General features: G+C 66.1%; 20 protein-coding genes. 15 read left to right on the forward strand and 5 right to left on the reverse strand.

The features are described from left to right. Positions 1-203: 203 nt before the first annotated feature. Complete coding sequence (locus DOM45_RS06095) at positions 204-1,199, forward strand: GlxA family transcriptional regulator (RefSeq protein WP_110598625.1); 996 nt, start codon at positions 204-206, stop codon at positions 1,197-1,199. Then, on the forward strand, positions 1,196-2,395 hold the full coding sequence (locus DOM45_RS06100; RefSeq protein WP_240612300.1) for an MFS transporter: 1,200 nt from the start codon (positions 1,196-1,198) through the stop codon (positions 2,393-2,395). The genes DOM45_RS06095 and DOM45_RS06100 overlap by 4 nt, the downstream gene beginning before the upstream one ends. Before the next feature lie 183 nt (positions 2,396-2,578). Here DOM45_RS06100 and DOM45_RS06105 read toward each other — a convergent pair whose 3' ends face one another. The 4 genes from DOM45_RS06105 to DOM45_RS06120 form a co-directional block, all read right to left on the reverse strand. Then, positions 2,579-4,045 (reverse strand): sodium:solute symporter family protein, encoded by a 1,467-nt coding sequence (locus DOM45_RS06105; RefSeq protein WP_110598626.1) that lies wholly within the window; start codon positions 4,043-4,045, stop codon positions 2,579-2,581. 3 nt (positions 4,046-4,048) lie between these two features. Next, positions 4,049-4,237, reverse strand: a complete 189-nt coding sequence (locus DOM45_RS06110) for a hypothetical protein (RefSeq protein ID WP_110598627.1) — start codon at positions 4,235-4,237, stop codon at positions 4,049-4,051. A gap of 125 nt (positions 4,238-4,362) precedes the next feature. Next, positions 4,363-7,344, reverse strand: coding sequence for a c-type cytochrome (locus DOM45_RS06115; protein WP_110598628.1), 2,982 nt, complete (start codon positions 7,342-7,344; stop codon positions 4,363-4,365). Continuing rightward, positions 7,341-7,835 carry a (2Fe-2S)-binding protein gene (locus DOM45_RS06120; protein WP_110598629.1) on the reverse strand — a complete coding sequence of 165 codons (495 nt, stop codon included), beginning with the start codon at positions 7,833-7,835 and terminating at the stop codon, positions 7,341-7,343. Before DOM45_RS06120 ends, DOM45_RS06115 begins: the two co-directional genes overlap by 4 nt. A 453-nt stretch (positions 7,836-8,288) precedes the next feature. On the opposite strand from DOM45_RS06120, the gene DOM45_RS06125 reads away from it, so the two are divergent. The 10 genes from DOM45_RS06125 (at position 8,289) to DOM45_RS06170 (ending at position 20,735) form a co-directional block, all read left to right on the forward strand. Next, the gene (locus tag DOM45_RS06125) at positions 8,289-9,443 is read left to right on the forward strand and encodes an FAD-dependent monooxygenase (protein ID WP_280951652.1); all 1,155 of its coding nucleotides are present in this window, start codon (positions 8,289-8,291) and stop codon (positions 9,441-9,443) included. A 115-nt stretch (positions 9,444-9,558) separates the two neighbouring features. Next, positions 9,559-10,374 carry an alpha/beta fold hydrolase gene (locus DOM45_RS06130; protein ID WP_110598630.1) on the forward strand — a complete coding sequence of 272 codons (816 nt, stop codon included), beginning with the start codon at positions 9,559-9,561 and terminating at the stop codon, positions 10,372-10,374. A gap of 185 nt (positions 10,375-10,559) precedes the next feature. Next, complete coding sequence (locus DOM45_RS06135; protein ID WP_110598631.1) at positions 10,560-11,870, forward strand: MFS transporter; 1,311 nt, start codon at positions 10,560-10,562, stop codon at positions 11,868-11,870. Positions 11,871-12,008: 138 nt separating this feature from the next. Then, positions 12,009-12,995 carry a TAXI family TRAP transporter solute-binding subunit gene (locus tag DOM45_RS06140; RefSeq protein ID WP_110598632.1) on the forward strand — a complete coding sequence of 329 codons (987 nt, stop codon included), beginning with the start codon at positions 12,009-12,011 and terminating at the stop codon, positions 12,993-12,995. 91 nt (positions 12,996-13,086) lie between these two features. Further along, positions 13,087-15,021, forward strand: coding sequence for a TRAP transporter permease (locus DOM45_RS06145; RefSeq protein WP_205909402.1), 1,935 nt, complete (start codon positions 13,087-13,089; stop codon positions 15,019-15,021). Between the two features lie 32 nt (positions 15,022-15,053). Continuing rightward, positions 15,054-15,926, forward strand: coding sequence for a carboxylating nicotinate-nucleotide diphosphorylase (nadC, locus tag DOM45_RS06150; protein ID WP_110598633.1), 873 nt, complete (start codon positions 15,054-15,056; stop codon positions 15,924-15,926). A gap of 5 nt (positions 15,927-15,931) precedes the next feature. After that, on the forward strand, positions 15,932-17,992 hold the full coding sequence (gene phnN / locus DOM45_RS06155) for a phosphonate metabolism protein/1,5-bisphosphokinase (PRPP-forming) PhnN (RefSeq protein ID WP_110598634.1): 2,061 nt from the start codon (positions 15,932-15,934) through the stop codon (positions 17,990-17,992). Between the two features lie 7 nt (positions 17,993-17,999). Further along, positions 18,000-19,166 (forward strand): SIR2 family protein, encoded by a 1,167-nt coding sequence (locus tag DOM45_RS06160; RefSeq protein ID WP_110598635.1) that lies wholly within the window; start codon positions 18,000-18,002, stop codon positions 19,164-19,166. 102 nt (positions 19,167-19,268) lie between these two features. Beyond that, positions 19,269-20,024 carry an aspartate racemase/maleate isomerase family protein gene (locus DOM45_RS06165; protein WP_110598636.1) on the forward strand — a complete coding sequence of 252 codons (756 nt, stop codon included), beginning with the start codon at positions 19,269-19,271 and terminating at the stop codon, positions 20,022-20,024. A gap of 84 nt (positions 20,025-20,108) precedes the next feature. Continuing rightward, the gene (locus tag DOM45_RS06170) at positions 20,109-20,735 is read left to right on the forward strand and encodes an N-carbamoylsarcosine amidohydrolase (RefSeq protein WP_110598637.1); all 627 of its coding nucleotides are present in this window, start codon (positions 20,109-20,111) and stop codon (positions 20,733-20,735) included. Between the two features lie 123 nt (positions 20,736-20,858). Here the strand turns inward: DOM45_RS06170 and DOM45_RS06175 are convergent, their stop codons facing one another. Further along, a complete protein-coding gene (locus DOM45_RS06175) occupies positions 20,859-21,350 on the reverse strand; it encodes a MarR family winged helix-turn-helix transcriptional regulator (RefSeq protein ID WP_110599006.1) in 492 nt (163 codons plus the stop codon). 381 nt (positions 21,351-21,731) lie between these two features. Between DOM45_RS06175 and DOM45_RS06180 the strand changes: the two genes are divergently transcribed. From DOM45_RS06180 to DOM45_RS06190, 3 genes are all read left to right on the forward strand, one after another. Beyond that, positions 21,732-23,987 (forward strand): xanthine dehydrogenase family protein molybdopterin-binding subunit, encoded by a 2,256-nt coding sequence (locus tag DOM45_RS06180; RefSeq protein WP_110598638.1) that lies wholly within the window; start codon positions 21,732-21,734, stop codon positions 23,985-23,987. A gap of 61 nt (positions 23,988-24,048) precedes the next feature. Next, positions 24,049-25,020 carry an XdhC family protein gene (locus DOM45_RS06185; protein WP_110598639.1) on the forward strand — a complete coding sequence of 324 codons (972 nt, stop codon included), beginning with the start codon at positions 24,049-24,051 and terminating at the stop codon, positions 25,018-25,020. Continuing rightward, on the forward strand, positions 25,010-25,621 hold the full coding sequence (locus DOM45_RS06190; protein ID WP_110598640.1) for a nucleotidyltransferase family protein: 612 nt from the start codon (positions 25,010-25,012) through the stop codon (positions 25,619-25,621). The genes DOM45_RS06185 and DOM45_RS06190 overlap by 11 nt, the downstream gene beginning before the upstream one ends. Positions 25,622-25,631 lie beyond the last annotated feature (10 nt).

Below are 25,631 nucleotides of genomic sequence, written 5' to 3' on the forward strand. Positions count from 1 at the left end.
TGCGCAGAAAATGATAGTCCCGGCGGCCCGGCTCCGGTAGTCGAACGACCCGCTTCAGGCGACAAAGACGACTAAAGGATGAAGCGCCGTGACCGGGGAGTACCGCGGCGACAGGGTCGAATGTCGTTTCCGGTGGCCATGGTGTCATTGCCGACATCCTCCGCCCGGCGCAGACTGCCTGTCGAACTCCACCGGACGATGCCATGACCCACACCGTCGACCTGTTCGTCTATCCGGACTGCCAGCTGCTGGACGCCAGCGGCCCCTGGCAGGTCTTCGCCAGCGCCAACACGCTGCTGGGTCGGCCGCATTACGAGCTCCGCCTCACTGCCAGCGAGCCCGGCGAGGTCCGGACTAATGGCGGCATGACGCTGGTCGCGACCCATGCCCTGGCAACGACGACCCCGGGCGGCACGCTGCTGGTGGCCGGTGGCCATGGCGTGCATGAGCTGGACGACACGGTCATCCGCAAGCTCGCCGAACGCGCCGCCTCGGCGTCACGGGTCGGCTCGATCTGCAGCGGGGCCTTCGCACTGGCCAGAACCGGACTGCTCGACGGCTGCTGTGTCACCACGCACTGGCGCCAGGCCGAACGCCTGGCGCGGGAGTTTCCCGAGGTCGATGTCGCGGCCGATGCGCTCTACCGCAACAGCGGCAACCTCTACACCAGTGCCGGGGTCACCGCGGGCATGGACCTGGCGCTCGCCCTGGTCGCAACGGACCACGATCATCGCCTGGCCGGCGAGGTCGCCCGCGAGCTGGTGATGTTCCTGCACCGGCCCGGAGACCAGGCGCAATTCAGTGAAGGGTTGCGCTGCCAGCTCGCCAGCCATGGCCGGCTACGCGCGCTGATCGATCGCGTGCTCAACGATCCGCTGGCCGCCTGGAACAGCGAGGATCTGGCCGCCGCGATGGCGGTGACGCCACGTCACTTTCAACGCCTGTTCCGCCAGCAACTCTCGATGACCCCGATGGAGTTCCTGACCCGACTGCGGCTGGAGTCGGCGCGTCGACTACTGGCCGAGAGCGACGCCCCGCTGGCACGGATTGCCGAACACTGCCGCATCGGTGGCGCCGAACAGCTGCGCCGCCAGTTCCAGCGCCGCTACGGACTCGCCCCCAGCGCTTATCGCGCTCGCTTCGGCCGAACCCTGGCCACCCCGGCCCCGTCCCCCACCAGCAACCGAGAAGCCTCATGACGACCTCCGCGCCTTCCCGCCTGCCACTCACCGTCTGGGGCCTGGCGCTGTGCCAGGCACTGCTGGTCAGCGGCAATATCCTGCTCATCGCCGTCTCGCCGCTGGTCGGCGCCCAGCTCTCCGGCAATGCCGACTGGAGCACGCTGCCCGTTGCCACCCAGTTGCTGGGATTGACCGCGGCGACACTCCCCTCCGGCTGGTTGACCGCACGCCTGGGACGCAAGCGCACCTTCCTGATCGGCAACACCGCCGGGCTCATCGGCATCGCCATCTGCCTGCTGGCGTTGAAGAGTGCCGCCTTCCCACTGTTCACTCTCGGCACCTTCGCCATCGGCATGAGTATCGGCGCCGGCATGCTCTATCGCTTCGCCGCCATCGACGCGGCGAGCCAATCGCAGCGCGACCGCGCCCTCAGCCTGGTGATGGCGGGCGGTGTCATCGCCGCCTTCGCCGGGCCCTGGCTGGCGCGCTACACCCAACACGCCTTCGCGACACCGTTCCTGGGCTGTTTCGTCGGCCTGGCGGGACTCTACGCCCTGGCGCTGCTGCTGCTCTCGCGACTCGAACTGTCATCGCCCCGGGGCGCGGTCGACGGCGAATCGCCGCGCCGCCCCGGCCAACTGCTGCGAGAGCCCCAGCTGCTGGCGGCGGTGGTCATCGCCACCCTGAGCTACGCCATCATGAATCTGGCCATGACCGCGACGCCGCTGGCCATGACGCATGCCGGCCACGGCTTCGGCGACGTCACCAACGTGATTCAGTGGCACATCCTGGCGATGTTCGCCCCCTCGTTCGTCACCGGCGACCTGACCCGGCGCTTCGGCTACCGGCCCATGATCGCCGCCGGGTCGCTGGCGCTGCTGGCCAGCCTGCTCTGCGCCCTGCTCCCGACCACGTTCTGGGCCTTCGCGGTCGGGCTGTTCCTGCTGGGACTGGGCTGGAACTTCACCTTCCTGCCCGCCAGCGCCTGGCTGACCACCACCTACCGGACCGGCGAGGCGCCTCGCGTCCAGGCCATCAACGACTGCGCGGTCTTCTCGCTGACCACCCTCTCCGCGCTGCTGGCCGGTCCGCTCAACGCCTGGCTCGGCTGGCAGACGCTCAACCTCCTGCTGCTGCCGCTGGTCGTGGTGCTGATGGCGGTGGGTCTCGGCGTGCCCCGCCTGCAACGACCACTCATTGCCAGCGGTGATTGATCGATCACCGTCTGACGGTGATTGGTGACCAGGCATGCGCGGTGATCGCAGCCAAGAGGGGGGAGCGTCTTGCCATCGCCATCGCGCCCGGCTGGCGTTGATCCCGGCCTTTCAGCCGCCGCACAGGACGAGCCCGGCACAGCGCCGGGCTCGTCCTGTCGTCACGCCTGCCGCTGACTCATCTCAGCGCCGCCTGGCGGTCTCCATGAACTCGTCGGCCCGCTCGCGATTGGCCCGGGTCACCAGGCTGACCGCCACGAACAGCACCACCGCGACCGGCAGCGCCCAGATCCCCGCCGGCAGCCCCAGCGGTTTGACACCGCTCAGGTAGAGATAGATGACGACCAGGCCGCCGCCGACGATGCTCGCAAGCGCCCCGACCGCCGTACCGCGCTGCCAGTAGAAGGCCCCGATGATCGCCGGCACGATCACCACCAGCCCCGTCGAGGCCGCCACGGAGAGCACCGCAATCAGGTTGAGTTGCAGCTCAGCGAACAGGAAGGCGAGGATCGCGATGATCGGCAACACCCACTTGCCCACCTTGAGCTGCCTGGACTCGCTGGCATCGATAACGACATTGGCATAGACGTCCCTCGACAGCATCGAGGAGAGCGTCAGCATGATCGAGTCGATGGTCGAGACCGCAGCGGCCAGAATCCCCACCATGACGATCACGCCGAGCACGGGCGGCACATGTTCGGAAGCCAGCAGCGTCGGCGTTGCCAGATCCGACTTGGCCAGATCGGGGAATGCCACCAGCGCCGAGAAGCCCCACAGCACCGAGACCACGGTGTAGATGAAGCCGAAGATCAGAAAGCCGATCAGCATCTGGCGCATCGACTTGAGCGATGACGGCATGAACAGACGCTGGCTGACCTGGGGGTTGGAGAGGCTGAAGAAGAACCAGGGGATGGTCAGCCCCAGGAAAGTGGTGAAACTGAACAGGCCGGGGCCGGGTACGCTGAGAGAAGCCGGGTGCTCGCTGGCCAGCGTGTCGAACAGTTCCGAAAAGCCGCCGAGCGAATGGACCACGAGAAGCGCCACCAGCGTCGAGGCGACGATCATGAACAACGCCTGCAGCGAATCGGTCCACATCACCGAACGGATCCCGGCAATGTAGGAAAACAGGATCGCCAGCAGCGTCGACACGATCACACCGGTGGTGAACGAGATCGCCCCGCCGCTCATGCCCGCCAGCAGGTAGCCGACGCCAGCCAGTTGCACCGCGGCGTAAGGGATCAGAAACACGCAGCTGGCGACGGCGGTCGCCACCGCGACTTTCCCGTTGCCATAGCGATGACCCAGCATCTCGCTCGGCGTGACGAAACCGAAGCGCTTGCCCACCGCCCAGAACCGGGGCCCGAAGATTGCCACCAGCGAAACGCCGGCGAAGTAGACGATCTCGAACCCGAACGCCCCGACGCCGCCGGCATAGGTGAGTCCCGCCAGCCCCACCATCATGAACGCACTGTAGGTCGTGGCGCTGTAGCTGAGCGCCGAGACAAAGCCATTCATCTGGCGATTGCCGAGAAAGTAGCCGGACATGTCGACGCCCTTGCCGTTGGTCGCCTCGCCCCGCGACAGGTAGGCGACCACCACGGCCACCACGAGATAGATGAGGACCGCTCCCCAGATCAGATTGGTACTCATGGTTCAGTTCCCCGACTCGTCCTTGAAACCCTGGGTGATCATGATGTTGGCGACGATGACCAGGACGCCGACGACAAACCAGAACAGACAGCTGCCGTACCAGGCCTGCACCTGTCCGAGCAGACCGTAGGGCACCACGTAACACGAAAGGACCAGCGCCCAGACGAGCCAGATCCAGCGGCGAGAATTCATTGCGTCACTCCTTTATTGTTGCCGTTGTCATCGAAATCGCTGCTATCGAAACCGTTGTTGTCGAGACACGCGTTACCGCCCCGCGTTGGCGAGATCCGCTATCGAGCCGATGCCGCCAGCGTCGCTCATGGCGACGACGCACCGCGCAGCTCGCCGATTGTTGTTGAAAGATGTTCCCAGGCCGGCTGGTCTGGGGCGAAACGCGCGCGCAGGTAACTCACCAAGGCGGTGAGCTGGCTGTCGCTGAAGTCGGTACGGAACCCGGGCATCTCGCCAGCGCTTCCCGCGCTCGAACCGGGCGCCACGACGCCGTCGAGGATGGCCTGAATGACATTGTCCGGGCGCGCGCTGTGAAGGTTGGTGTTGAGCGCCAGCGAGGTCTCCGCCCGGGAATAGACCGGCATGTCGCCGCCTTCGTGACACGAAGCACAAGCGCCATTGTAGAGTCGCTCTCCGGCATCGAACCCCGGCGGCGTGGCGGTCGAGAGGGCCAGACGATGGTCGGCGATCTCGGAGGCCTGCGCGGCATCGACCGCGCTCGGCATGAACGACGCCACGTAATGCGCGATGGCGCGCACATCGCTCTCCGGCAACTCGCCCAGCCCCGCCACCACCGGCGCCATCGGCCCGGCGGCAACCCCATGGTGCGCCGCCCGGCCGGTGCGGAGATAATCGTACAGCGCGGCTTCGCTCCACGGCACCGGGGCCTTCGACAGTTGACTCAACGCCGGCGCCTCCCAGCCGTCGACCAGCGCGCCGGCAAAATGGTCATCGCCGCGCTTCTCCGCCCCTAGCGCATTACGCGGCGAATGGCAGGCGCTGCAATGCCCAGCACCTTCGGCCAGATAGGCGCCGCGATTCCACAGTGCGCTCCGCGTCGGGTCCGGCGTGAAGGGTTTGGCGTCGTGATACAACAGGTTCCAGCCCGCCATCAGTCCGCGGATATTGAAAGGAAAACGCATCTGATTGTCCACGGCAGGCGACGCCACCGCCGGTTGCGCCATCAGGTACGCATACAGCGATTGGAGGTCGGTGTCGCTCAGCTTGGCAAACGCCGTATAGGGGAAGGCCGGGTAGAGATGGCTACCGTCGCGGCTGATGCCGTGACGCATGGCGCGCGCGAAGGCCGCATACGGCCAGCGGCCGATACCGGTCAACTCGTCGGGCGTGATATTGGTGCTGTAGACGGTTCCGAACGGGGTCTCGAAGGCGCGTCCCCCCACGTTGGTCGCGCCACCTTCGCTGGCGGTGTGGCAAACCGCACAGTCGCCGGCCTCGGCGACCAGCCGCCCGCGTTCGATGGTCGCCTGGGAGTAGAGATTCGCGGCGGGGCGTGGCACCGGGTCGATCGCCGCCTTCCATGGCAACCCCACCGCCGCCGCGCCGCCGAGCGAGATCAGCGACGCGGTGGCGGCGCCCACCCAGCGCCAGCGCCGCCTACCCACGGATGACGCCGCCCTGGCGCCTCGAGCATCGCCGCCGGTCGACTCACGCAGCCCGGCGCGAATGCGCGCTGCCGTGAAAGGCGGCTCGCGAAAACGCTGCCCGGTGGCGTCGAACAGCGCATTGGCGATCGCTGCCGTGCCCGGGGCCAGCGTCTGCGCGCTGAGACGCAGAGGCATCGTGACCGGGCTGTCGGCGGTGCCGTTCGGGGCCAGGGCATCCGGCACGCGCGCCGGCAAGGCATGGCCGCCGGCATCCAGTGTCAGCGCATCGATGGCCGGTAGCGTCGGAGGTGACGCATCGGCAAGCTCGCCCCACTCGTCGATGCCGTCAGCGTGGCGCAGCAGCAGCGTCGACTCGGGTAGCAGTTGCCGACGCAGCGCCGCGGCCAGCGCCGCCCTGTCGACCGGCTCGCCGGCGTCCTGCCCCACCACCATGCGGGTCAACTGAACGCTCCCCGTCACCGGATCGACGCTGACATCGGCGATCCAGGCGGAACGGGTGCCACTCTCCCACTCCCCCTTGGCATCCGGCAGGTGACAGTAGGCGAATCCTCGACCCGTCAGCAGCCCGACGCCGCCCTCGACGGGATCGGGCGTCGGCTTCGGGTGCCAGGCCGCGCGCTGGCGGACGGCCTCGATCAGCGCCTGGCCGCGGCGATCATCGAGGTGCCGCAGCCGCAGATCGAGCGGATCGCTCGCCTGTTGCCGGCTCCACTCATCGAGGAACGACTCTTCGGCGAAGACACGCACACGATCGCTTGCCCTGCCGCTCTCGTCGCCCTCTCGAACGGGATTGGCACGCCGATAAGGCGAGCGTGCCGGCCGGCCGGCCGGCGCTCCGGCGGGCTCGGTGAGCCCAGTCAGCAGCAGCGCCATGGCCGGCGCGGGTCTCGCCGCCCCGTACCCCAGTGCCAGCGCATCCAGTGTGTGCCCACCACTGGCCGCCACGTCCCACGTCTCGGCCAGGCCCAGCGCGTCGACGTCACGCTGATAGTCGGCATCCAGCCAGATCGCGACCGGCGCCCCGACCTGCCGCGACACCAGCGCCGCGTCTGCGGCGGCATCGTCACAGGCGAGACGACCCAGGCTTGTCTCCTCCTGATCGCTGCGCTCGCTGGAGAAATCGATCGCGGCCGGCGCCAGCGAAAGCAGTGCCGCGAGATCACCACGCAGGGCTTCGGGCGTGGCGGTGTCGACCCACAGGCTGGCCCGGGCCGGGGAGACATCGGCAATCACCCAGCCGGCACGCTCCCCCCAACGCAGGCGATTGGGCCAACCGTAGCGCCGGACCATGCCGTCCGTCCGTCGGCGATTGACCACCGCCCCGCGCCCGTCCGATCGCTCGCTACCCACGCCGAGGTGGTCGTCCCACAGCGGTGGTGGCGTCCAGTGCAGGCGCAGGCGCCGGGCTGCCTGTCGCGCCAGCTCAGGATCGGCCGCCACCACCGCCACGAAATTGGCGATCTCGACCACGGTGGTGAAGGTGGCCCACTCGCCCAGCGAGGCGTGATCGATATCCAGCAGTCTCGAACAGCCGAAGCGGCCCTCGTGAAACGCGACGTCGGGGGGCCGGACGACCACGGCATAGCGAAGGAGACCGGGAAGCGCGTCGAAATCGCCGGGGAGCGGGGGGCGGTCGACGGACGAGGCCGGCACACTCATTCGCTGCCCCCCGGCGCCACGCCGGCGGCATCGAGTTCGGCCGCCAGGGTGGCAGCTTCGAGAATCTCGACATGGGTTCCGCAACGGCAAAGATTGTATTTGAGCGCGCCGACGATCTGGTCAGGTGACGGCTGCGCGCAGTGATTGAGCAGCCCCCGCACCGTCATGATCATGCCATTGAGACAGTAGCCGCACTGGGCCGCCTGACATTCGATGAACGCGGTCTGCACCGGATCGAGCCGGCCCGACGCGCCCAGGCCCTCGAGCGTGACGACGTCGCGGCCGGCCACGGCCCCCAGGGAGATCACGCAGGAGCGGGCAACACGACCCTCGACCAGTACGCTGCAGGCCCCGCACTGACCCAGACCGCAACCGTACTTGGGGCCATTGAGACAGAGGTCGTTGCGCAGAACCTGAAGTAGCGGGGTCGCGGGATCGAGCGGCAGGTGCCGCACTTGGCCATTGACCCGCAAATCGATGCTGTCCGTCATGCCGTTCTCGATTGGAGTTATTCGTCAATTTGGCACTACCGTGGTGCAAACTCGAACGCCATCGTACCCTTATAGTGCATACACCAGAAATGGCGATATCTAAACTTATACCACCCTCGCCAAGCGTAAAACAAGCGGCCTTTAAAACGCCCCTAGAATATAATTTTATACTTCAAAAACAATGGTTTTATAAAGACCTAGCACGTCCTGGCCGGTCTTGAGATTTCCGATGGAGAAAACCGTTGACTTGCCAATATACGGCGTATACGTTGTTTTTAACAGTCATGCCGGCCTGCCATCAGGGGACTGGATTGCGACCGGGGCAGCAACCATTGCCAGTCGAGACGGCGCTCCCAGCGACCACGTCGGGGTCGGGGTCGGGATAGCGCTAGCCGGCGAGGGCCATGGCCCGGCGACAGCCGCTGCACGACAACAATCTATCGAGGAAAGAACATGAGTCAGAAACCGATGTCACCGAAACCCAGAGTGGCGGTCATCGGCGCCGGCCTGGGTGGCGCCGCCGTGGCCGCGCTGCTGCAGAAAGCGGGTTATCCAACTCAGGTCTATGAACAGGCACCTGAATTCTCCCGGCTGGGCGCCGGAATCCATCTGGGTCCCAACGTCATGAAGGTGATGCGCCAGATCGGCATCGAGGAACGGCTCGAAGCGATGGGGTCGCACCCGGATTACTGGTTCAGTCGCGACGGCGTCAGCGGCGACTATCAGTCACGCATACCCCTGGGCGAGTTCGCGAAGCGGGAGTACGGCGCCGCCTATATCACCGTGCATCGCGGCGACCTGCACGCCCTGATGGTCGAAGCCCTCGATCCGAGCCAGCTGCATTTCGACAGGCGGCTGACGAGCGTCGACGACACCGGCAGCGAGGTGATCATGCGCTTCGCGGATGGCAACACCGAGACGGCCGACCTGGTCATCGGCGCCGACGGCGTCAACTCGCGCATTCGCGAAACGCTGCTGGGCGCGGAGGATCCCACCTACAGCGGCTGGATTGCCCACCGCGCCATCGTCGATGCGGAAAAGCTCAAGGCCTACGATCTCGATTTCGAGTCGTGCGTGAAGTGGTGGTCGCCGGACAAGCACATGATGGTCTACTACGTCACCGGCGATCAGCGCGAGTACTACTACGTCACGGGCGTGAAGACTCCCGACTGGCAGCATGGCACGTCGTTCGTCGACAGCTCGAAAGAAGAGATGCGCGAAATCTTCCACGACTATCATCCCGTGGTTCAGGCCTTGATCGACTGCACCGAAGCGGTGACCAAATGGCCACTGCTGGAACGTAACCCGCTGCCGATCTGGCACAAGGGGCGCCTGGTGCTGCTCGGCGACGCCTGCCATCCGATGAAGCCTCACATGGCGCAGGGCGCGGCCATGGCGATCGAGGACGCCGCAGTGCTGGTCCGTAGCCTGGAAGCGGTCGGCCCCGAGCATTACGCCGACGCCTTCGAACTCTACAAGACCAACCGCTTCGAGCGCGCCTCGCGGGTGCAGCAGGTCTCCCACGACAACACCTGGCTGCGGCAGGAAGAAGACCCGGCCTGGGTATTCGGCCATGACGTGACCACCCAGGAACTCAAGGCACCCTGATGCATTGCCAAACGGCCACGGCCCGGGCGGCCGGCAGTCACAGCCGAGACGCCGGAACGCCGCTCGCTGGCCGGCGTATCGACGCCTCCCAGACGTCCACGAGGAAAGACCCGACATGAGCACTTATCTCTACGGCGCCAATGTCCATGCCAACGGCATTCGTCAGCACTATCTGCGTTTCGGCGGCGAACGCGCTGCGATCGGCCAGCCGCTGGTGCTGATTCCCGGCATCACCAGCCCGGCGATCACCTGGGCTTTCGTGGCCGAGCGTCTGGGCGAGAATTTCGATACCTACGTTCTCGACGTGCGTGGCCGAGGCCTCTCGTCGACCGGCCCGGAACTCGCCTATGACACCGATACCTGCGCCGCCGACGCCACTGCTTTCATTGCCGCGCTGGGGCTCGAGAACGTCATTCTGGCGGGTCATTCGATGGGTGCCCGCTTCGCGATCCGCGCCGCCAGCCGCGGCGTGCCGACGCTCGACAAGCTGGTACTGATCGATCCCCCGGTCTCCGGGCCAGGCCGACGCGAGTACCCCAGCAAACTGCCGTGGTACGTCGACTCCATTCGCGACTGCATCAAGGGCTGCGACCTGGAGACGATGCGCCAGTACTGCCCGACGTGGAGCGACGACCAGCTAGCGCTGCGAGCGGAGTGGCTGCATACCTGCTTCGAGCCGGCCATCGTGCAGGCCTTCGAGGAGTTTCATACGGTCGATATCCATCAGGACCTGTCTGCAATCACGGTGCCGACGCTGCTGATCTGCGCGGGCAGAGGTGGCGTCATCCAGCCGCCCGACCAGCAGGAGATCCGCCAACGATTGCCGGCGATCCGGATAACCACGGCGCAGGATGCCGGCCACATGATCCCGTGGGATGACTTCGAGGGGTTCTTCGCCGCCTTCGAGGATTTTCTGGGCCGCAGGCTCTGACGGCATCGATAGTCCGATAGAGACGGCACAACGGCAAAGAGATCATCAACACCACTGCCAACGAGGATCCGGTGCCGCCATGAATGCTGTGGCGACATCGACGAAGACCGCCCCCGCGGCGGTCGGCCCGGCGATCGCATCAGACAGACGATGACAACCAGCAACAACAACGATCGGGAATCGCTATGTCCACCCTCTCCTCGGTGGCCGGCACTGCAGAGGTGTCGCCACACGACGAACTCTACCGACGCGTGATCTGGCGGCTGATACCGCTGTTGGGATTGTGCTACCTGACGGCCTATCTCGATCGGATCAACATCGGCTTCGCCAAGCTGCAGATGGCCGAACAGCTGTCGTTCAGCGAGACCGCCTACGGTCTCGGCGCCGGGCTGTTCTTCGTCGGCTACATCCTGTTCGAAGTGCCCAGCAACCTGGTGCTGGAGAAGGTCGGGGCGAGGCTCTGGCTCGCCCGCATCATGATCAGTTGGGGCATCCTCTCCGGCCTGACGATGCTGGTGACCCAGGCCTGGCAGTTCTATCTGCTGCGCTTTCTGCTGGGCGCGGCGGAGGCCGGATTCCTGCCCGGGGTGCTGTTCTATCTCACCGGCTGGTTCCCCTCCTGGCGCCGCGCCCGCATCATCGCCCTGTTCATGATCGGCCTGCCGCTCTCCAGTCTCGTCGGCGGGCCGCTCTCCGGCGCCATCATGACCTTTGCCGACGGCTGGCACGGACTGTTCGGCTGGCAATGGCTATTCCTGCTGGAGGCGATTCCCACGGTCATTCTCGGGCTGGTCCTGCTGGTGGCACTGCCCGACAGCCCGCGTCAGGCCAAGTGGCTGAATACCGACGAGCGGCAGGCGCTGGAATCGGAGCTTGCCCGCGACAGCGCCGCCAACCCGAGTCGGCAGACCACTTTTCGCGACGGCTTCTTCAACCTGAAGGTGTGGATGCTGGGCGGCATCGATTTCGCCATCCTGCTGAGTGCCTACGCCATCGGCTTCTGGCTGCCGACCTTCATTCACAACGCCGGCGTCGGCGACAGCTCGACCATCGGCTGGCTGACCTCGATACCCAGCCTGGCGGGACTGGTCGGGATGCTGCTGGTCGGCTTCAGTTCCGACCGCCATCGCGAACGCCGCTGGCATATCATCGTGCCGTTTCTGATCGGCGCGGCGGCGATGTCGCTGAGCACGCTATTCGCCCACAACGCCGTGGCGACCGTGACCGTATTCGCCATCGCATCGGGCGCGATCATGGGCGCGATTCCGGTCTTTTTCAGCCTGCCGGCGACCTTTCTCAAGGGACAGGCGGCGGCGACCGGATTCGCGCTTGCCTGTTCGCTGGCCAATATCGCGGGCCTGGTCAGCAATTCGCTGATGGGCTGGATTCTGGATCTCACGGGGAGCAGTGCAATCGCCCTGCTCTGCTTCGCGGCGGCCCTGCTGTTGGGATGCCTGCTGGTCCTGGCCTTGCCCGGCCATCAGGTCAACCGCTGAGCCGCGCCTTGTCACCATCGCCAACAGGAGCCGAAGCCCCACCCAATCCACGACAACCTTGATTACACTCATCGACCTCGTAGCGCGTCGGAAGCCCGTTTCTCGAACAACACAACGACAAATCTGGAGAACAGAGCAATGATCAAGCAACTCATCACCGCTGGCGTGATCGTCACCAGCCTCGGGCTCGGCTTGTCGGCCCAGGCCGAGCCGCTCAACGAAAACCTGTGCGGTGGCAGTCCGAATGGCCTGTGGCAGCTGCTGGGTGTCGGCATGGACGGCGTGCTCAAGGCCGAGAATCCGAATTCCAGCGTCACCTACCAGACCTCGTCCGGCGGCTTTGCCAACATCATCCAGATGCAGGGCGATACCTGTGACCTCGCCATCGTCCACGCTGGCGAAGCGATGAAGGCGATCTCCGGCGAGCCGCCATTCCCCAAGGCAGTGAACAACTTCCGGGCGATCGGCGTGCTGTACAACTGGGCCCCGATGCAGTGGGTCCTGACCCAGGACTTCTCCGATGAGTACGGCATCCACTCGCTGCAGGATATCGCCGACAAGAAGCCACCGCTGAGGCTGGTGCTCAATCGCAAGGGCATTCTCCCCTCGATGGTCGGAGAATCGTCTCTCGAAGCGCTCGGCGTGACCCCGGACGACATCGAGTCCTGGGGGGGCAGCGTGGTCTACCAGGGTTCCGCGGTCGCCACCGAGCTGGTCCAGAACCGTCGCGCCGACATGTGGGCCAACGAGACCTTCGTTGGCAGCAGCGCGATCAGTGGCATGGCGGAAAATCGCCCGATGACCCTGCTGGCAGTGCCGGATAGCGTGATCAAGGCCATGGAGGAGGAGTACGGCGACAAGCCCTATACCGTACCGGCCGATGCCTATACCTGGCTCGATCATCCGGTTCAGACGCATACCGCCGCGGCCATGCTGGTGGCGCCGGCCACGATGGCCGACGATGAGACCTACCGCATCACCAAGGATCTGATCGAACACATCGACGTCATGCAGGGGGTGCACCCGGCGATGAAGCAGCTCACACCCGAGACCCTGCTCGAGCAGTCGGTGGTCGAGCTGCACCCCGGCGCCAAGCGCGCTTACGAGGAGGCGGGTCTACTCTAGGTCCGCGCGGCGCCGGAAGCCTCGGTGACCGGCGCCGGCGAGCCCGCTCAGCCCACTCGACCTCACGACACCACTCTCATGGGACGACAACATGACTCGCGGTAATCTCACTCGCCTGGCCAACGGCCTGATGTCGACGGGGCGCCGCCGCCAGCCGCAAGGCGTCTTCAGTTGGCTGCTGAAGTGCTATGCGGCCGTCATTGCCCTGTGGGTGATCTGGACGACGATCTTCTCCACGGCGGACGTGCTGGCGCTGACCATCGTCTTCCTGACCCTGATGCTCGTGCTGGTGTTCTTCCTGATCGCGCCCAACGACAAACCCGGAGCGGAGACGCCGAGTCCGCTCGACTGGGGTCTGGTGGTTGCCAGTGCCGCCTGCGCCATCTTCTTCATCGGTTCGATCGACGATCTGGCCAACCGGATCAGCCTGTTGACGCCGCTGACCTCGGCACAGCTCGGCTTCGGTGTGCTGATCACCCTGCTCACCCTGGAGGCCACACGTCGCACCGTCGGTCTCGGCCTGACCCTCATCGCCACCGTTTTCATCATCTACAATCTCGCCGGGCACCTGCTGTCGGGGATGTTCCGTCACGGCTACCTGCCGCTATCCTATTTCATCGACGTCAACGTCTATACCAGCGACGGACTGTTCGGCGTTCCGGTTCGCGTCGCCGCCACCTACGCCTTTCTGTTCGTGATGTTCGGGACCTTTCTCGACAGCGTTCGCGGCGGCGATTTCTTCTTCAATCTCGCCGCCCGCCTGACCGGGCGCTCGACCGGCGGGCCGGCCAAGGTCGCGGTGATCTCCTCGGCGCTGTTCGGTACGGTTTCCGGAAGCCCCACCGCGGACGTGGTCACCACCGGCTCCATCACCATTCCACTGATGCAGCGCCTCGGTTTCTCGCGCAACCTGGCGGCCGGGATAGAAGTCGCCGCCTCCACCGGAGGCAGTATCCTGCCGCCGGTCATGGGCTCGGTCGCCTTCATCATGGCCGAGTACACCGGCATCGCCTACAGCGAGATCATCATCGCCGCGCTGGTCCCCGCACTGCTCTACTACATGGGCGTACTGGTGCAGGTGCACCTGTACTGCAAGCGCCACGGGCTCGGCCAGCTGGCAGCCGAGGAGGTGCCGTCATGGTCTACCGTAATGCGTGGCGCCTGGCTATTCCTGATCCCGCTGGCGGCGATGGTGATTCCGCTGGTGATCGGTTACTCGCCGACCTTCGTGGCGCTGTTCGGCACCGGCGCGATCGTGATCTGCTCGCTGTTCAGTCGCCGACACCGGCTGACACCGAAGTCGCTGCTCGACGCCCTGGCCACCACCACCTTTCGCATGGTCGGCGTCACGGCCGCCTGCGCCGCGGCAGGACTGGTGATCGGCGGCATCACCATGACCGGCCTCGCGACCAAGTTCTCCTCGATCGTGATGCTGCTGGCCGGCGACAGCACCTTCATGACGCTGTTCTTCACCGCGATCATCACCATCATCCTCGGCATGGGCATGCCGACACCCAGCGCCTACATTCTGGCCGCCGTACTGCTCGGACCGACCCTGGTCAACACGCTCGGGCTGCCGGTGATGTCGTCGCATCTGTTCATCCTCTACTACGCGGTACTCTCGGCATTGACGCCACCGGTCGCCGTCGCGGCCTACGCGGCATCGGCGATCTGCGGGGGTAACCCGGTGAGCATCGCGGCGCAGGCGGTACGCCTGGCGATCTTCGCCTTCGTGTTCCCGTTCGCCATCGTCTACAACCCCAGTATCACGCTGGACGGCACGCTGCTGAGCTGCGGGCTGGAGATCGCCCAGGCCTTCATCGCGACCCTGGCCATCGCCATTGCCACCGAGGGCTATCTCCGCCAGCGGTTGTCTCCCGGCGTACGACTTCTGCTGATGGCTGCCGGGCTGACCCTGCTCTCTCCGAGCGGCTGGCCCGTACTCGGCGGCCTCATCGTGGTTGCCGTCATCGTCGCGTATCAACTGTCCGGCGCTGGCGCTCGTCGCCCGGCAACCCATCCGTGAACACGCCCTGACCCCCAACAAGGAGCATCGACATGACCCTCGAAAGACGAACGGCCCCCCAGGCCTGGCAGCTCGACCCGCTGGTGCTGGACGACCAGATCCGAGCCTTCCTGCGTGAAGATATCGGCTACTTCGATCTCACCGCGACGCTGCTGATCGACCCCGAGCTGCCCGGACGCTTCGAGATGCGCGCTCGGGAACCGATGACGCTCGCCGGCCTTGCCGCTGCCGCCCGCGTCTTCACGTTCTACGACGCCAGCATTCAGGTCGAGGTGCTGGCAAGGGATGGCCAGCAGGTCGACAAGGGCACCACCCTGCTCAGGATCGCAGGTCCGGCGCGCAGCATTCTGACCGCCGAACGCACCGCACTGAACCTGGTTCAGCATCTTTCCGGCATTGCCACCGTCACCGCGGCCTATATCGAGCGGATCGCCGGCACCCGGGCGCAATTGATCGATTCCCGCAAGACCACGCCAGGGCTCCGCGCCATGGAGAAGCACGCCGTGGCCTGCGGTGGCGGTCGCAATCACCGCCTGGGTCTGGACAACGGCATCATGCTCAAGGACAACCACATCGCCGTCTGCGGCAGCATCACCGCCGCCGTCGCCCGCGCCAGGTCCAGCGTGCCGGTGCTGACCAAGGTCGAGGTCGAGTGCGACCGCCTCGACCAGGTGGAAGAAGCGCTCGCCGCCGGGGCCGACGTGATCATGCTCGACAACATGGCGGTGGAAGAGATGCAGCGGGCGGTGGCCATGGTCGATGGCCGTGTCCTGCTGGAGGCTTCCGGTGGCGTGCGCCTGGAGACCATTCGCGCCATCGCCGAGACCGGCGTCGACTTCATCTCGGTCGGACGCATCACGCAGTCGTCGCCAGCGCTGGACATCGGCCTCGACGACGCGGAGTGAGCGGGATGCGTTCGAACAATCCGCCGCGCGGCTTACTGGTACTGGTCGTCGGCCCCAGCGGGGCCGGCAAGGATACCCTGATGGAGCGGGCGCTGACCGACTACGCCTGCACCCGGCACGTGATCCTGGCGCGGCGGATCATCACCCGTCCTGCCGGTGCGGGCGGTGAGGATCATCAGGCGATGAGCGACGCGGATTTCGACGCGGCGCTCGACGCCGGCGAGTTCCTGATCCACTGGCGTGCGCACGGCCTGCGCTATGCGCTGCCCGCGGCGATTCGTGATGACCTGGCCCGCGGGCGCACGGTGCTGGCCAATGTGTCGCGCAAGGTCATCGGCGCCATCGCCGAACTGGGGCTGCCGGTCTCGGTGATCGAAGTCACGGCAGCGCGCGAGGTGCGCGCCCAGCGCCTGGCGATGCGTGGGCGCGAAACCGCCAGCGACATCCTCGGCCGGCTCGAGACGCTGGCGTGGCAGCCACCGCAGGGCGTGGACCACTACTGCATCGATAACGGTGCCGACCTGGACACCGGCATCGAACGCTTTCTCATCGCGCTGGCCCGGGCCTGTGGTGGCGACACGCCGATTCGCCACCTGCCGATCGATAGCGGTCCTCGCCTGATCGGCTTCCTGTCACTCCGCCACCCGCTGCACGATGCGATACAGGCGCTGCCCACGCCCCGCGTCGAGGTCGACATCCTCGGCCGGCCGCTGGTGCTGGAAGTGCAGTGGGTCGACGACGATCACTGGCTGGCTCCCGACGCCATCGGCCTGGCGCGCGCTACCCTGGCCCGGCTCGGGCTGATCGCCGGCATGTCCTTGCAGTTGCAACCGGCACCGCCGCCTGCCGGCGCACCGGCGCTGCGGCGCAAGCTTCGCGGTCAGTCATTGAACGAAGACGAGTTCTTCGGCGTGGTCCACGACATCGCCGACAACCGCTTCGACGAAGCCTCGACCGGGGCATTCCTGGCCAGCCTGGCCAATCACCTCGACGACGACGAGATCATCGCGCTGACCCGCGCCCGGGCCCGGATCGCCCAGACGCTGCACTGGGATCGCCCGATGGTGGTCGACAAGCACTCGATCGGTGGACTCCCCGGCAGCCGGATCACGCTGATCGTGATCCCGATCGTCGCCGCGCATGGGCTGACCATTCCCAAGGCGTCGTCGCGGGCGATCACCTCGCCGGCCGGCACCGCCGATACCATGGCGCTGTTTGCCAACGTCGAGCTCGGCCCGGACGACGTCCGCCGCGTCGTCAACGGGGCCAACGGCTGTATCGTCTGGAACGGACATCTGTCGCACACGCCTTTCGACGACATGACCAACGCCATCGTGCGGCCGCTGGATCTGGACTCGGCGCGGATGAGCGTCGCTTCCATCCTGTCCAAGAAGCTGGCCGCCGGCGTCACCCATCTGGTCGTCGATCTGCCGACAGGGCCCCAGGCCAAGTTGCCGACCCGGGAGAAGGCGCAGGAGCTGAAGCGGCTGATGGAGTCGGTGGGTGCCGCGCTCGGCATCCGGGTACTGGCACGGATCACCGACGGCACTCAGCCGGTGGGCAGGGGCATCGGCCCCAACCTGGAAGCACGCGATGTCCTCCAGGTGCTGAACAACGACCCCGACGCGCCGCAGGACCTGCGTGACAAGGCGCTCGATTTCGCCGGTGCCCTGCTCGACTGGGCGCCGGACGTGAGGCCCGGCGAGGGGCGGGCGCGCGCCAAGGACCTGCTCGCCAGTGGCGCGGCAAAGGCCCGCTTCGAGCGCATCATCGACCTGCAGGGTCGGCGTGGACTTCCGGCCGCGCCCGGCCCTTTTCACGCCGATATCGTCGCGCCGGCTAGCGGCCGCATCGACCATATCGATATCTGGCGACTCAACTCGATCGCTCGACTCACCGGCGCCCCGGGCGACACACTGGCCGGACTCGACCTCGCCGCTCGCAAGGGCGAGCGGGTCGACATCGGTCAACCGCTCTACCGGCTATATGCCTCCAGCCAAGGCGCGCTCGACCGGGTCGTCGCCTTTGCCCGGACCGGCAACGCCTTCGAGCTGAAACGGGAGTGATGACGCCATGTCGCGGACGGATGTAAGCAACGACGCCACGGTCGACGCCTTCGGGCGTCTGATCGGCAGCCTGCTCGATCAGAATCTCGATCAGCGCAAGCCGCCGGTGGTGACATTCTGGTGCGGTGCCGGGTTCTCCAAGGCGTGGGACCCGCGCTCCCCCACCGACGGCGAGCTGTTCGCGATCGATCTCGATGATATTCGTGACTTCCCCAACCTGCAGCACCTGATGCACGTCATCGGCTGGGAGGATTACCGTCATCTCGATTTCGAACGCTTCAAGAACCTGCGCTACGTGCTCGACATGCAGGTGCGCTATCCCGATATCCGCAACCGGTATTTCGACGATCAGAACCTGCGTCTGAGCATCAACGAGTTGCGAACGCTGGTCATGCGCCGCTTCACCGCCGCCTGCGACATTCACAACGTCGACGACGACACTCTGCGTTTCACCTCGCCTTACGACAGCGACGGCCAGCGCGCCATCGTGCGCCTGTTCGCCGCGCTGGAAGACCGTGCCAGCAGCGCCAATCTGGGCGCCAACTGGCCGCTGTACCATTTCCTGACCACCAACTACGACTTCACCATCGAGACCATCCTCGAACACGTCTATCGCCAGAACGCGCCGGTCTTCGGCCGTCTCTATCGGGGCGTCACGCCTCAGCGGATCTGCGGCGGCACGATCTGGGAACACCTGCCGCGTACCGTCGACCGCAACGTGATCAAGATCAACGGTGGATTCGAGATTCTGCCGACGGCCCAGGGCTTCGACTTCGAATATCGCCAGCGCAGCGACGCCGAGATTCGCCAGGAGCCGCCGCTGCTGATCCTGCCATCCCAGGTCCAGGACTACGACGAGCCCTATTTCCATCAGGTCTTCCCCAAGGCCGTGCGGCTGTTGCGGGAGACCGATGTCCTGGTGATCGTCGGGTACAGCATGCCGCAGGAAGACTCCCTGGTGCGCTTCATCCTGCGTCAGCTCGCCGAGAGCCCCTTCGACGCCACCGGCAAGCACGTCTTCGTCATCGATACCAAGAACCACGCCACCATCAAGTCGCGACTGGAAGAGATGTTCTTCTATCTGCCGCGCACCGGCTGGCCGCGCGAGCACTATTTCAGCGGCCGTTTCGAAGATTTCTGTCAACGCGTCGTCGAGCTGGGCGAGGGGCGGTAGCGCCATGCCCGCCCACTCGACGTGTCACGACCATGAGCCCGAGCGCAGCCCGCCCGTGCCGTAATCGCAATGCCCCCAGGCCTGTTCACCGAGGAAAGTGCCATGACCCAGCTCTATCGCATCGGCCAGATCGTCCCGAGCTCCAACGTCACCATGGAAACCGAGATTCCCGCGATGCTGACCGCCCGGCAGCTCATCCGCCCGGATCAACGGTTCACCTTCCACTCCAGCCGAATGCGCATGAAGACCGTACGCAAGGAGGAGCTGGCCGCCATGGACGGGGAGTCCGATCGCTGTGCGCTGGAACTCTCCGATGCCCATGTCGATGTGATGGGCTATGCGTGTCTGGTCGCGATCATGTCGATGGGCCCCGGCTACCACCGTGAATCGCAGAAGCGCCTTCATCAGCGCAGCGTCGAGAACGGGCACCCCACGCCGGTCATCACCAGCGCGGGCGCGCTGGTCGATGCGCTGAAAGTGATGAACGCCCGCCGCGTCGTCGTCGTGGCGCCCTACATGAAGCCGCTCACCGAGCTGGTGGTGAACTACATCCGCGAAGAGGGGGTCGAGGTGCTCGGTTATCGCGCCCTGGAGATACCCGACAACCTCGATGTCGCCCGCCACGACCCGATGCGCCTGCCGGAGATCGTCGCCGAACTCGACTTCAGCGACGCCGATGCCATCGTGCTGTCGGCGTGCGTGCAGATGCCGTCGCTGGCTGCCGTTTCCAAGGTCGAGGCATTGACCGGCAAGCCCGTGGTGACCGCCGCCATCGCCACCACCTACGCCATGCTCAAGGCACTCGATCTCGAGCCCGTCGTGCCGGGTGCCGGCGCGCTGCTCTCGGGCGCCTATTGAGCAGGGGCCTCGCCAGCAGGCAAGCCCGCGGCCGGACTGACCTGCTTTCCGCTATTCGTAAAGCCCATTATCGAGGGGATCGTCATGTCTGAATCCGCCGCCAGCAACTATGCCGGCGTATGGGGCAACCGCATCGGCTTCGGCCACAAGGCTGCCCTGCTGGTCATCGATTTCATGAAGGGATATACCACCGAAGGGGCGCCGCTCTACGCCCCGGGCGTGGTCACCGCCGTCAGGATAGGTGGTGAGCTGTTGCAGGTCGCCCGCGAGACCGCGACCCCGATCATCCACACCAATATTCGCTATCAGCCCGGCAGCTTCCAGGATGGCGGCATGTGGGTGAAAAAGGCCCCGGTGATGCGGGACATGGTCGAGGGCAACCCGCTGGCCGAATTCTGCGCCGAGGTGACGCCACGAGACGACGAACTGGTCATCACCAAGCAGTACGCCAGTGCGTTTTTCGGCACCTCGCTGGCACCGACGCTGCATAGCCAGGGCGTCGACACGCTGATCTTGATCGGCTGCTCCACCAGCGGCTGCGTGCGGGCCACCGCCGTCGACGGCGTGCAGCACGGGTTCCGCGTCATGGTGGTCCGCGATGGCGTCGGTGATCGCCATGAAGGGCCGCACGAGGCCAACCTGTTCGACATCGACAGCAAGTATGGCGACGTCATCGACAGCGGCGAGGCCATGGCGTGGCTCAAGCGTTGAGAAACCCGTGTCGAACGCCACGGCGCTCGACACGGGGTACGATCGGACTGCTCTCGAGAGCTCGAGGCCGACACCGATCCAGATCCAGCAGCGTCGCGCGGTGACCGGCCGGACAAGGGGTTGTCACTCCTCCGAGGCGTTCATCTTCTCCAGCAGATGCATGAGAGCCACGCGCTCGGCGGGATTGAGCTTGCCCATCGTCATGTCGGAGATACGCTTGGCTCGCGGCACCATCGTCGCGACCAGCTCGCGTCCGGCCAGGGTGATGTCGACGATCACCTTGCGTTGATCGTTGGGATCGGATGACAGCGATATCCAGTCACGCGCCTTGAGCCGCTTGATCACGCCGCGGATGGTGGCGGGGTCGATGGCCGTCGCCTTGACCAGATCGGTCAGCGCGCTAGGGCCGTTGTCCATGATCGTGCAGAGCGTGACGAACTGAATGGCGGTGAGCTGCTTGTCACAGCTCTGGCTTTGGAAGATCGCGGTATGCCGCTGATAGGCACGCCGCAGCAGATGGCCGACCTGCTCGGAGAATTCGTAGTCCTGCTGGTGGGGCGTCGCGGCGGCGTTCGGTTCCACTTCATCGACGGCATGGTCGAAGGAATTCGACATGATCTCACTCTCCAAGCACCATCCTCCAAGCCTCGCCCTGCCGCCACCGCCGGCCGGATACCGTCGATTCGCGTCGCGGCGGTGGGCGCAGCAAACGGCGGGGAAAGCTCAGAGCGTGGCTGTGATTTTAGGCGTAGTCGCTGTAATTTCTGGGAAAAATACTACACCATTTGGTCAAATTTCATCCACCCACAAATATAAAGAATCGCCACTCAGCTGTTTTTCATGAATTAATCAGGAGCTGATGGCGAGAAAGGAAATCATCGGCGAACGCAGGAACAGTGTCTACGCGCCTTTTTGCGCGCAACGGGTGACCCACCGGTTCGCCAGCCAGCCTGTTTCTGGCGGAGACTTTCCCTACAACAACAGAGGCCGTAAGGCATGACGTCGACTTCACTCCCCAATCGCGAGCATCTACTGCAGGGCTCCGACATGCTGGTGGTCTACCGCGCCCCGGTGATACCGCCGAAGCCCGCCCCCGGCCAGCCGGGCACACGCTCCGATTTCATCCCCACCGAGCCGGAGCTGTTCATCGCCCTGCTCGCCGATGGCCGCTTCCTTGCCTTCAACGGCCACGTCGACCTGGGCACCGGCGTCCGTACTGCGCTGGCGCAGATCGTCGCGGATGAGCTCGATGTCGATGTCGAGCGCGTCATCATGGTATTGGGCCATCCGTTCGAGGTGCCGAACCAGGGGCCGACCATCGCCAGCGCCACCATCCAGATCTCCGCCACCCCCCTGCGCTGCGCTGCCGCCCAGGCCAGGCAGTACCTGCTGGCGCGGGCCGCCAGGCGCCTCGACATACCGGCGCAACAGCTGCAGGTCGACGACGGGGTCGTTGCCGTGGTCCCGGGCGATGCCAGCCGCGCGCTGCGTTACGAATCACTACTGGTCGGCGAGCGCGTCGCGCTCGAACTCGACACCGAGATACCGACCAAGGCGAGCCGTGACTACCGGGTAGTGGGCCGCAGCACGCCGCGGGTCGACATCCCCGCCAAGGCCAGCGGCGAGTTCGTCTATGTCCACGATGTTCGCCTGCCCGGCATGCTGCACGGGCGCGTCGTGCGCCCACCTTACACGGGGCATGATCTGGGCCCGTTCGTCGGTCGCAGCCTGATCGAGGCCGACGAGGCGTCTGTGCGAGGCCTGCCGGGTTTCGTTGCCCTGGTCGTCAAGGGGGACTTCGTCGGCGTCGTGGCCGAGCGGGAAGAGCAGGCCGCGCTCGCCGCCAGGCGCCTCAAGGTCCGCTGGCGTCCACTGCCGGCACTTCCCGATCTCGACGATCTGGAGACCGCGCTGCGCCGCCAGCCGGCCGAACATCGGCCGTTGCTGCAGCAAGGCGACGTCGATGCGGCGCTGGCCACGGCATCGACGGTACTCGAGCGCACCTATCTCTGGCCCTATCAGTTGCATGGGTCGATCGGCCCCTCCTGTTCGGTCGCCGATTATCGCGACGGCTATCTGACGCTTCATTCCGGCACCCAGAATCCGCACAGCCTGCGTGCCGATATCGCGACGCTGCTGGCCATGGACGAAAGCCGTATCGAGATCCGCCGCCATGAAGCGGCCGGCTGCTACGGGCGCAACTGTGCCGATGACGTCGGCGCCGACGCCGCGCTGCTGTCGAGCGCCGTGGGCCGGCCGGTACGCGTGCAGCTGGATCGCGCTCAGGAACACGAGTGGGAGCCGAAGGGAACCGCGCAGTTGATGGATATCCGCGGCGGCACCGACGCCGACGGCAAGCTGTGCGCCTACGACTTCGTCACCCGCTACCCCTCCAACGACGCCCCGACGCTGGCCCTGCTGTTGACCGGCGCCAGACAGCCCAGCGACGTGCCTTTTCAGATGGGGGATCGCACTTCGGTGCCTCCTTATCGCTACCCGCACCTGAGAGTCGCCTGCGACGATGTCGCGCCGATCGTCCGCGCCTCCTGGCTACGCGGGGTCTCGGCCCTTCCCAACTGTTTCGCTCACGAGAGCTTCATCGACGAGCTGGCCGAACGTGCCGGCGTCGACCCGGTGGAATATCGACTACACTACCTGGAGCCCCGCGCGCAGGCGCTGGTGGCCGCCGTCGCCGAGCGGGCCAACTGGTTCGGCCGATCGTCGGCAAGCGCTGTCGGCGATGGCTGGTCCGAGGGCCATGGTTTCGCCTACGGCCACTACGTGCACAGCAGGTTTCCGGGATTCGGCGCGGCCTACGCCGCCTGGGCGGTGACGCTCCAGGTTCATCGCGAGAGCGGCCGGATTCGTGTCTTGCGCCTCATGGTGGGTCAGGATGCGGGACTGATGGTCAATCCCGCCGGCGTGCGCCATCAGGTTCACGGCAACGTCATCCAGACCCTAAGCCGAACGCTGAAGGAGTGCGTGAGCTTCGAACGGGGCCTGCCGGTCAGCCGTGAATGGGGCGGCTATCCGATCCTGCGATTCGACGAACTGCCGCACATCGATCTGCTGCTGCTCGACAATGCCGACGAGGCGCCGCTGGGCGTGGGTGAATCCACGTCACTGCCCGGGGCCCCGGCCATCGCCGCGGCGCTTTTCGATGCCACCGGCGTCCGCTTTCGCGAGCCCCCCTTCACCCCGGAGCGGGTGCGGGCGGCGTTGGCTTCGGCAGGGTCGACGGTCGCCGCCTGATCCGGTCACCTCACATCGCGGCCAGGGATGGCTCAGCTCTCAGGAAGGAACGACGCTCCTCATGCAACATCTCGATCTCCAGGTACTCGACGCGGCGCTCGAATGGGCCAACGACGGCGAGACGATCTGGTTATGCAGCGTACTGGCGACGTTCGGCTCGTCGCCGCGCGAGCCGGGCTCGATGCTGGTCGCGAAAGCGGACGGCAGTCATGTCGGCTCGCTCTCCGGCGGCTGCATCGAGGAGGATTTCCTCGGCAGAATCGCCGAAGGGCATTTCGGCGATGCGCTGTCGGTGGTCCGCTACGGCGAAGGGGCCGACGAATCGCCCCAGGTCTCGCTGCCCTGTGGCGGGATTCTGGATGTACTCGTCGAGCGTCTGACGCCGGATGCCGAGACCCTGACACATCTGGAGGTGCTCCACGCGACCCTGCTCGGCCAGCGCTCGCTGGTGCGCCGAATCGACCTGGCGAGCGGGCGCAAGCGCTTCATCGAAGCCGGCGAGAACGGCCCTCGGGTCGAGCGCGACGGCCAGGTCATCCACCTTCGCGTGGGGCCGGCGCTGCGCCTGATCATCGCCGGGATCTCTCCGGTTTCCCGTTTCTGCGCCGAATTCGCCCGTGCGCTGGGCTTCGAGGTGATCGTCTGCGATCCCAGGGAAGAGGCCCGACGCGATTTCCCGATCGAGGGGATCGAGCTGCAGTCGGTGCTGCCGTCGCTGTTCATCGGCTCCGGCGCCGCGCATGCCGCCACCGCCATCGTCGCGCTGACCCATGACCCCCGGATCGACGATCTGGCCATGATCGAGGCCGTGCGCACGCCGGCGTTCTACATCGGGGTGATGGGGTCGAAGCGGACGTCCGAAAAGCGGGCCGAACGCCTCAAGCGCTCCGGCGGGCTGGATGACGACGCCATCGCGCGCATCCAGATGCCGATCGGGCTGCACCTCGACAGCAAGACGCCGGCCGAGATCGCCCTCGCCGTCGTCGCCGACGTGCTCCGCGTGCGGCGCGGCAAGTCACGCCATGAGCTCTGACCCCCGGCCCGAACCGCCGGCCGTCGTGGCACTGGTGATGGCGGCCGGTGTCTCCCGGCGCTTCGGCGGCGACAAGCGCCGTGCCACGCTGCCGGATGGCCGCACCCTGCTGGCGACCACGCTGAACACGGTGGCCCGGGCCTACCCCCGCTGGTGGCTGGTCACGCGCCCGGAGGACGACCTGGATCTGGCTGAGGCGTTCGATCCCGCCCGGCATCGGCGGCTGGTCGCCGCCCAGGCACGGCACGGCCTGGGCGGAAGCCTGGGCGATGCGTTTCGCCACCTGATCGCCGAAGGCGACACGGCGACCGCCGCCGCCGTGGTACTGGCCGACATGCCGTGGCTCAGCGCCACCACCTGTGCCCGACTCCAGCGGCATGCCGATGCCGAGCGCATTATCATCCCCAGTCATCGTGGCAGGCGCGGCCATCCAGTGCTGTTCGGGCGGCATTTCTGGCCGACCCTGGCCGCACTGGAGGCGGGAGACGGCGCCAGGACCGTGGTGCAGGCCAATCGGGCGGCAGTATCCGTCGTCGATGTCGACGACGACGGCATCTGGCGGGATATCGATACGCCAGAGGACTTGCCCGAGCCGCCATGAGCGGCGAGCC

This window comes from Salinicola lusitanus (genome assembly GCF_003206045.1).
GTDB lineage: Bacteria > Pseudomonadota > Gammaproteobacteria > Pseudomonadales > Halomonadaceae > Salinicola > Salinicola lusitanus.

Coding starts and splice junctions, on each gene's coding strand:
- phnN (WP_110598634.1), top strand. CDS start 15,932: ATGCGTTCGAACAATCCGCCGCGCGGCTTACTGGTACTGGTCGTCGGC.
- DOM45_RS06100 (WP_240612300.1), top strand. CDS start 1,196: ATGACGACCTCCGCGCCTTCCCGCCTGCCACTCACCGTCTGGGGCCTG.
- DOM45_RS06160 (WP_110598635.1), top strand. CDS start 18,000: ATGTCGCGGACGGATGTAAGCAACGACGCCACGGTCGACGCCTTCGGG.
- DOM45_RS06130 (WP_110598630.1), top strand. CDS start 9,559: ATGAGCACTTATCTCTACGGCGCCAATGTCCATGCCAACGGCATTCGT.
- DOM45_RS06110 (WP_110598627.1), bottom strand. CDS start 4,237: ATGAATTCTCGCCGCTGGATCTGGCTCGTCTGGGCGCTGGTCCTTTCG.
- DOM45_RS06115 (WP_110598628.1), bottom strand. CDS start 7,344: ATGAGTGTGCCGGCCTCGTCCGTCGACCGCCCCCCGCTCCCCGGCGAT.
- DOM45_RS06145 (WP_205909402.1), top strand. CDS start 13,087: ATGACTCGCGGTAATCTCACTCGCCTGGCCAACGGCCTGATGTCGACG.
- DOM45_RS06175 (WP_110599006.1), bottom strand. CDS start 21,350: ATGTCGAATTCCTTCGACCATGCCGTCGATGAAGTGGAACCGAACGCC.
- DOM45_RS06120 (WP_110598629.1), bottom strand. CDS start 7,835: ATGACGGACAGCATCGATTTGCGGGTCAATGGCCAAGTGCGGCACCTG.
- DOM45_RS06185 (WP_110598639.1), top strand. CDS start 24,049: ATGCAACATCTCGATCTCCAGGTACTCGACGCGGCGCTCGAATGGGCC.
- DOM45_RS06140 (WP_110598632.1), top strand. CDS start 12,009: ATGATCAAGCAACTCATCACCGCTGGCGTGATCGTCACCAGCCTCGGG.
- DOM45_RS06095 (WP_110598625.1), top strand. CDS start 204: ATGACCCACACCGTCGACCTGTTCGTCTATCCGGACTGCCAGCTGCTG.
- DOM45_RS06135 (WP_110598631.1), top strand. CDS start 10,560: ATGTCCACCCTCTCCTCGGTGGCCGGCACTGCAGAGGTGTCGCCACAC.
- DOM45_RS06125 (WP_280951652.1), top strand. CDS start 8,289: ATGAGTCAGAAACCGATGTCACCGAAACCCAGAGTGGCGGTCATCGGC.
- DOM45_RS06190 (WP_110598640.1), top strand. CDS start 25,010: ATGAGCTCTGACCCCCGGCCCGAACCGCCGGCCGTCGTGGCACTGGTG.
- DOM45_RS06180 (WP_110598638.1), top strand. CDS start 21,732: ATGACGTCGACTTCACTCCCCAATCGCGAGCATCTACTGCAGGGCTCC.
- DOM45_RS06170 (WP_110598637.1), top strand. CDS start 20,109: ATGTCTGAATCCGCCGCCAGCAACTATGCCGGCGTATGGGGCAACCGC.
- DOM45_RS06165 (WP_110598636.1), top strand. CDS start 19,269: ATGACCCAGCTCTATCGCATCGGCCAGATCGTCCCGAGCTCCAACGTC.
- nadC (WP_110598633.1), top strand. CDS start 15,054: ATGACCCTCGAAAGACGAACGGCCCCCCAGGCCTGGCAGCTCGACCCG.
- DOM45_RS06105 (WP_110598626.1), bottom strand. CDS start 4,045: ATGAGTACCAATCTGATCTGGGGAGCGGTCCTCATCTATCTCGTGGTG.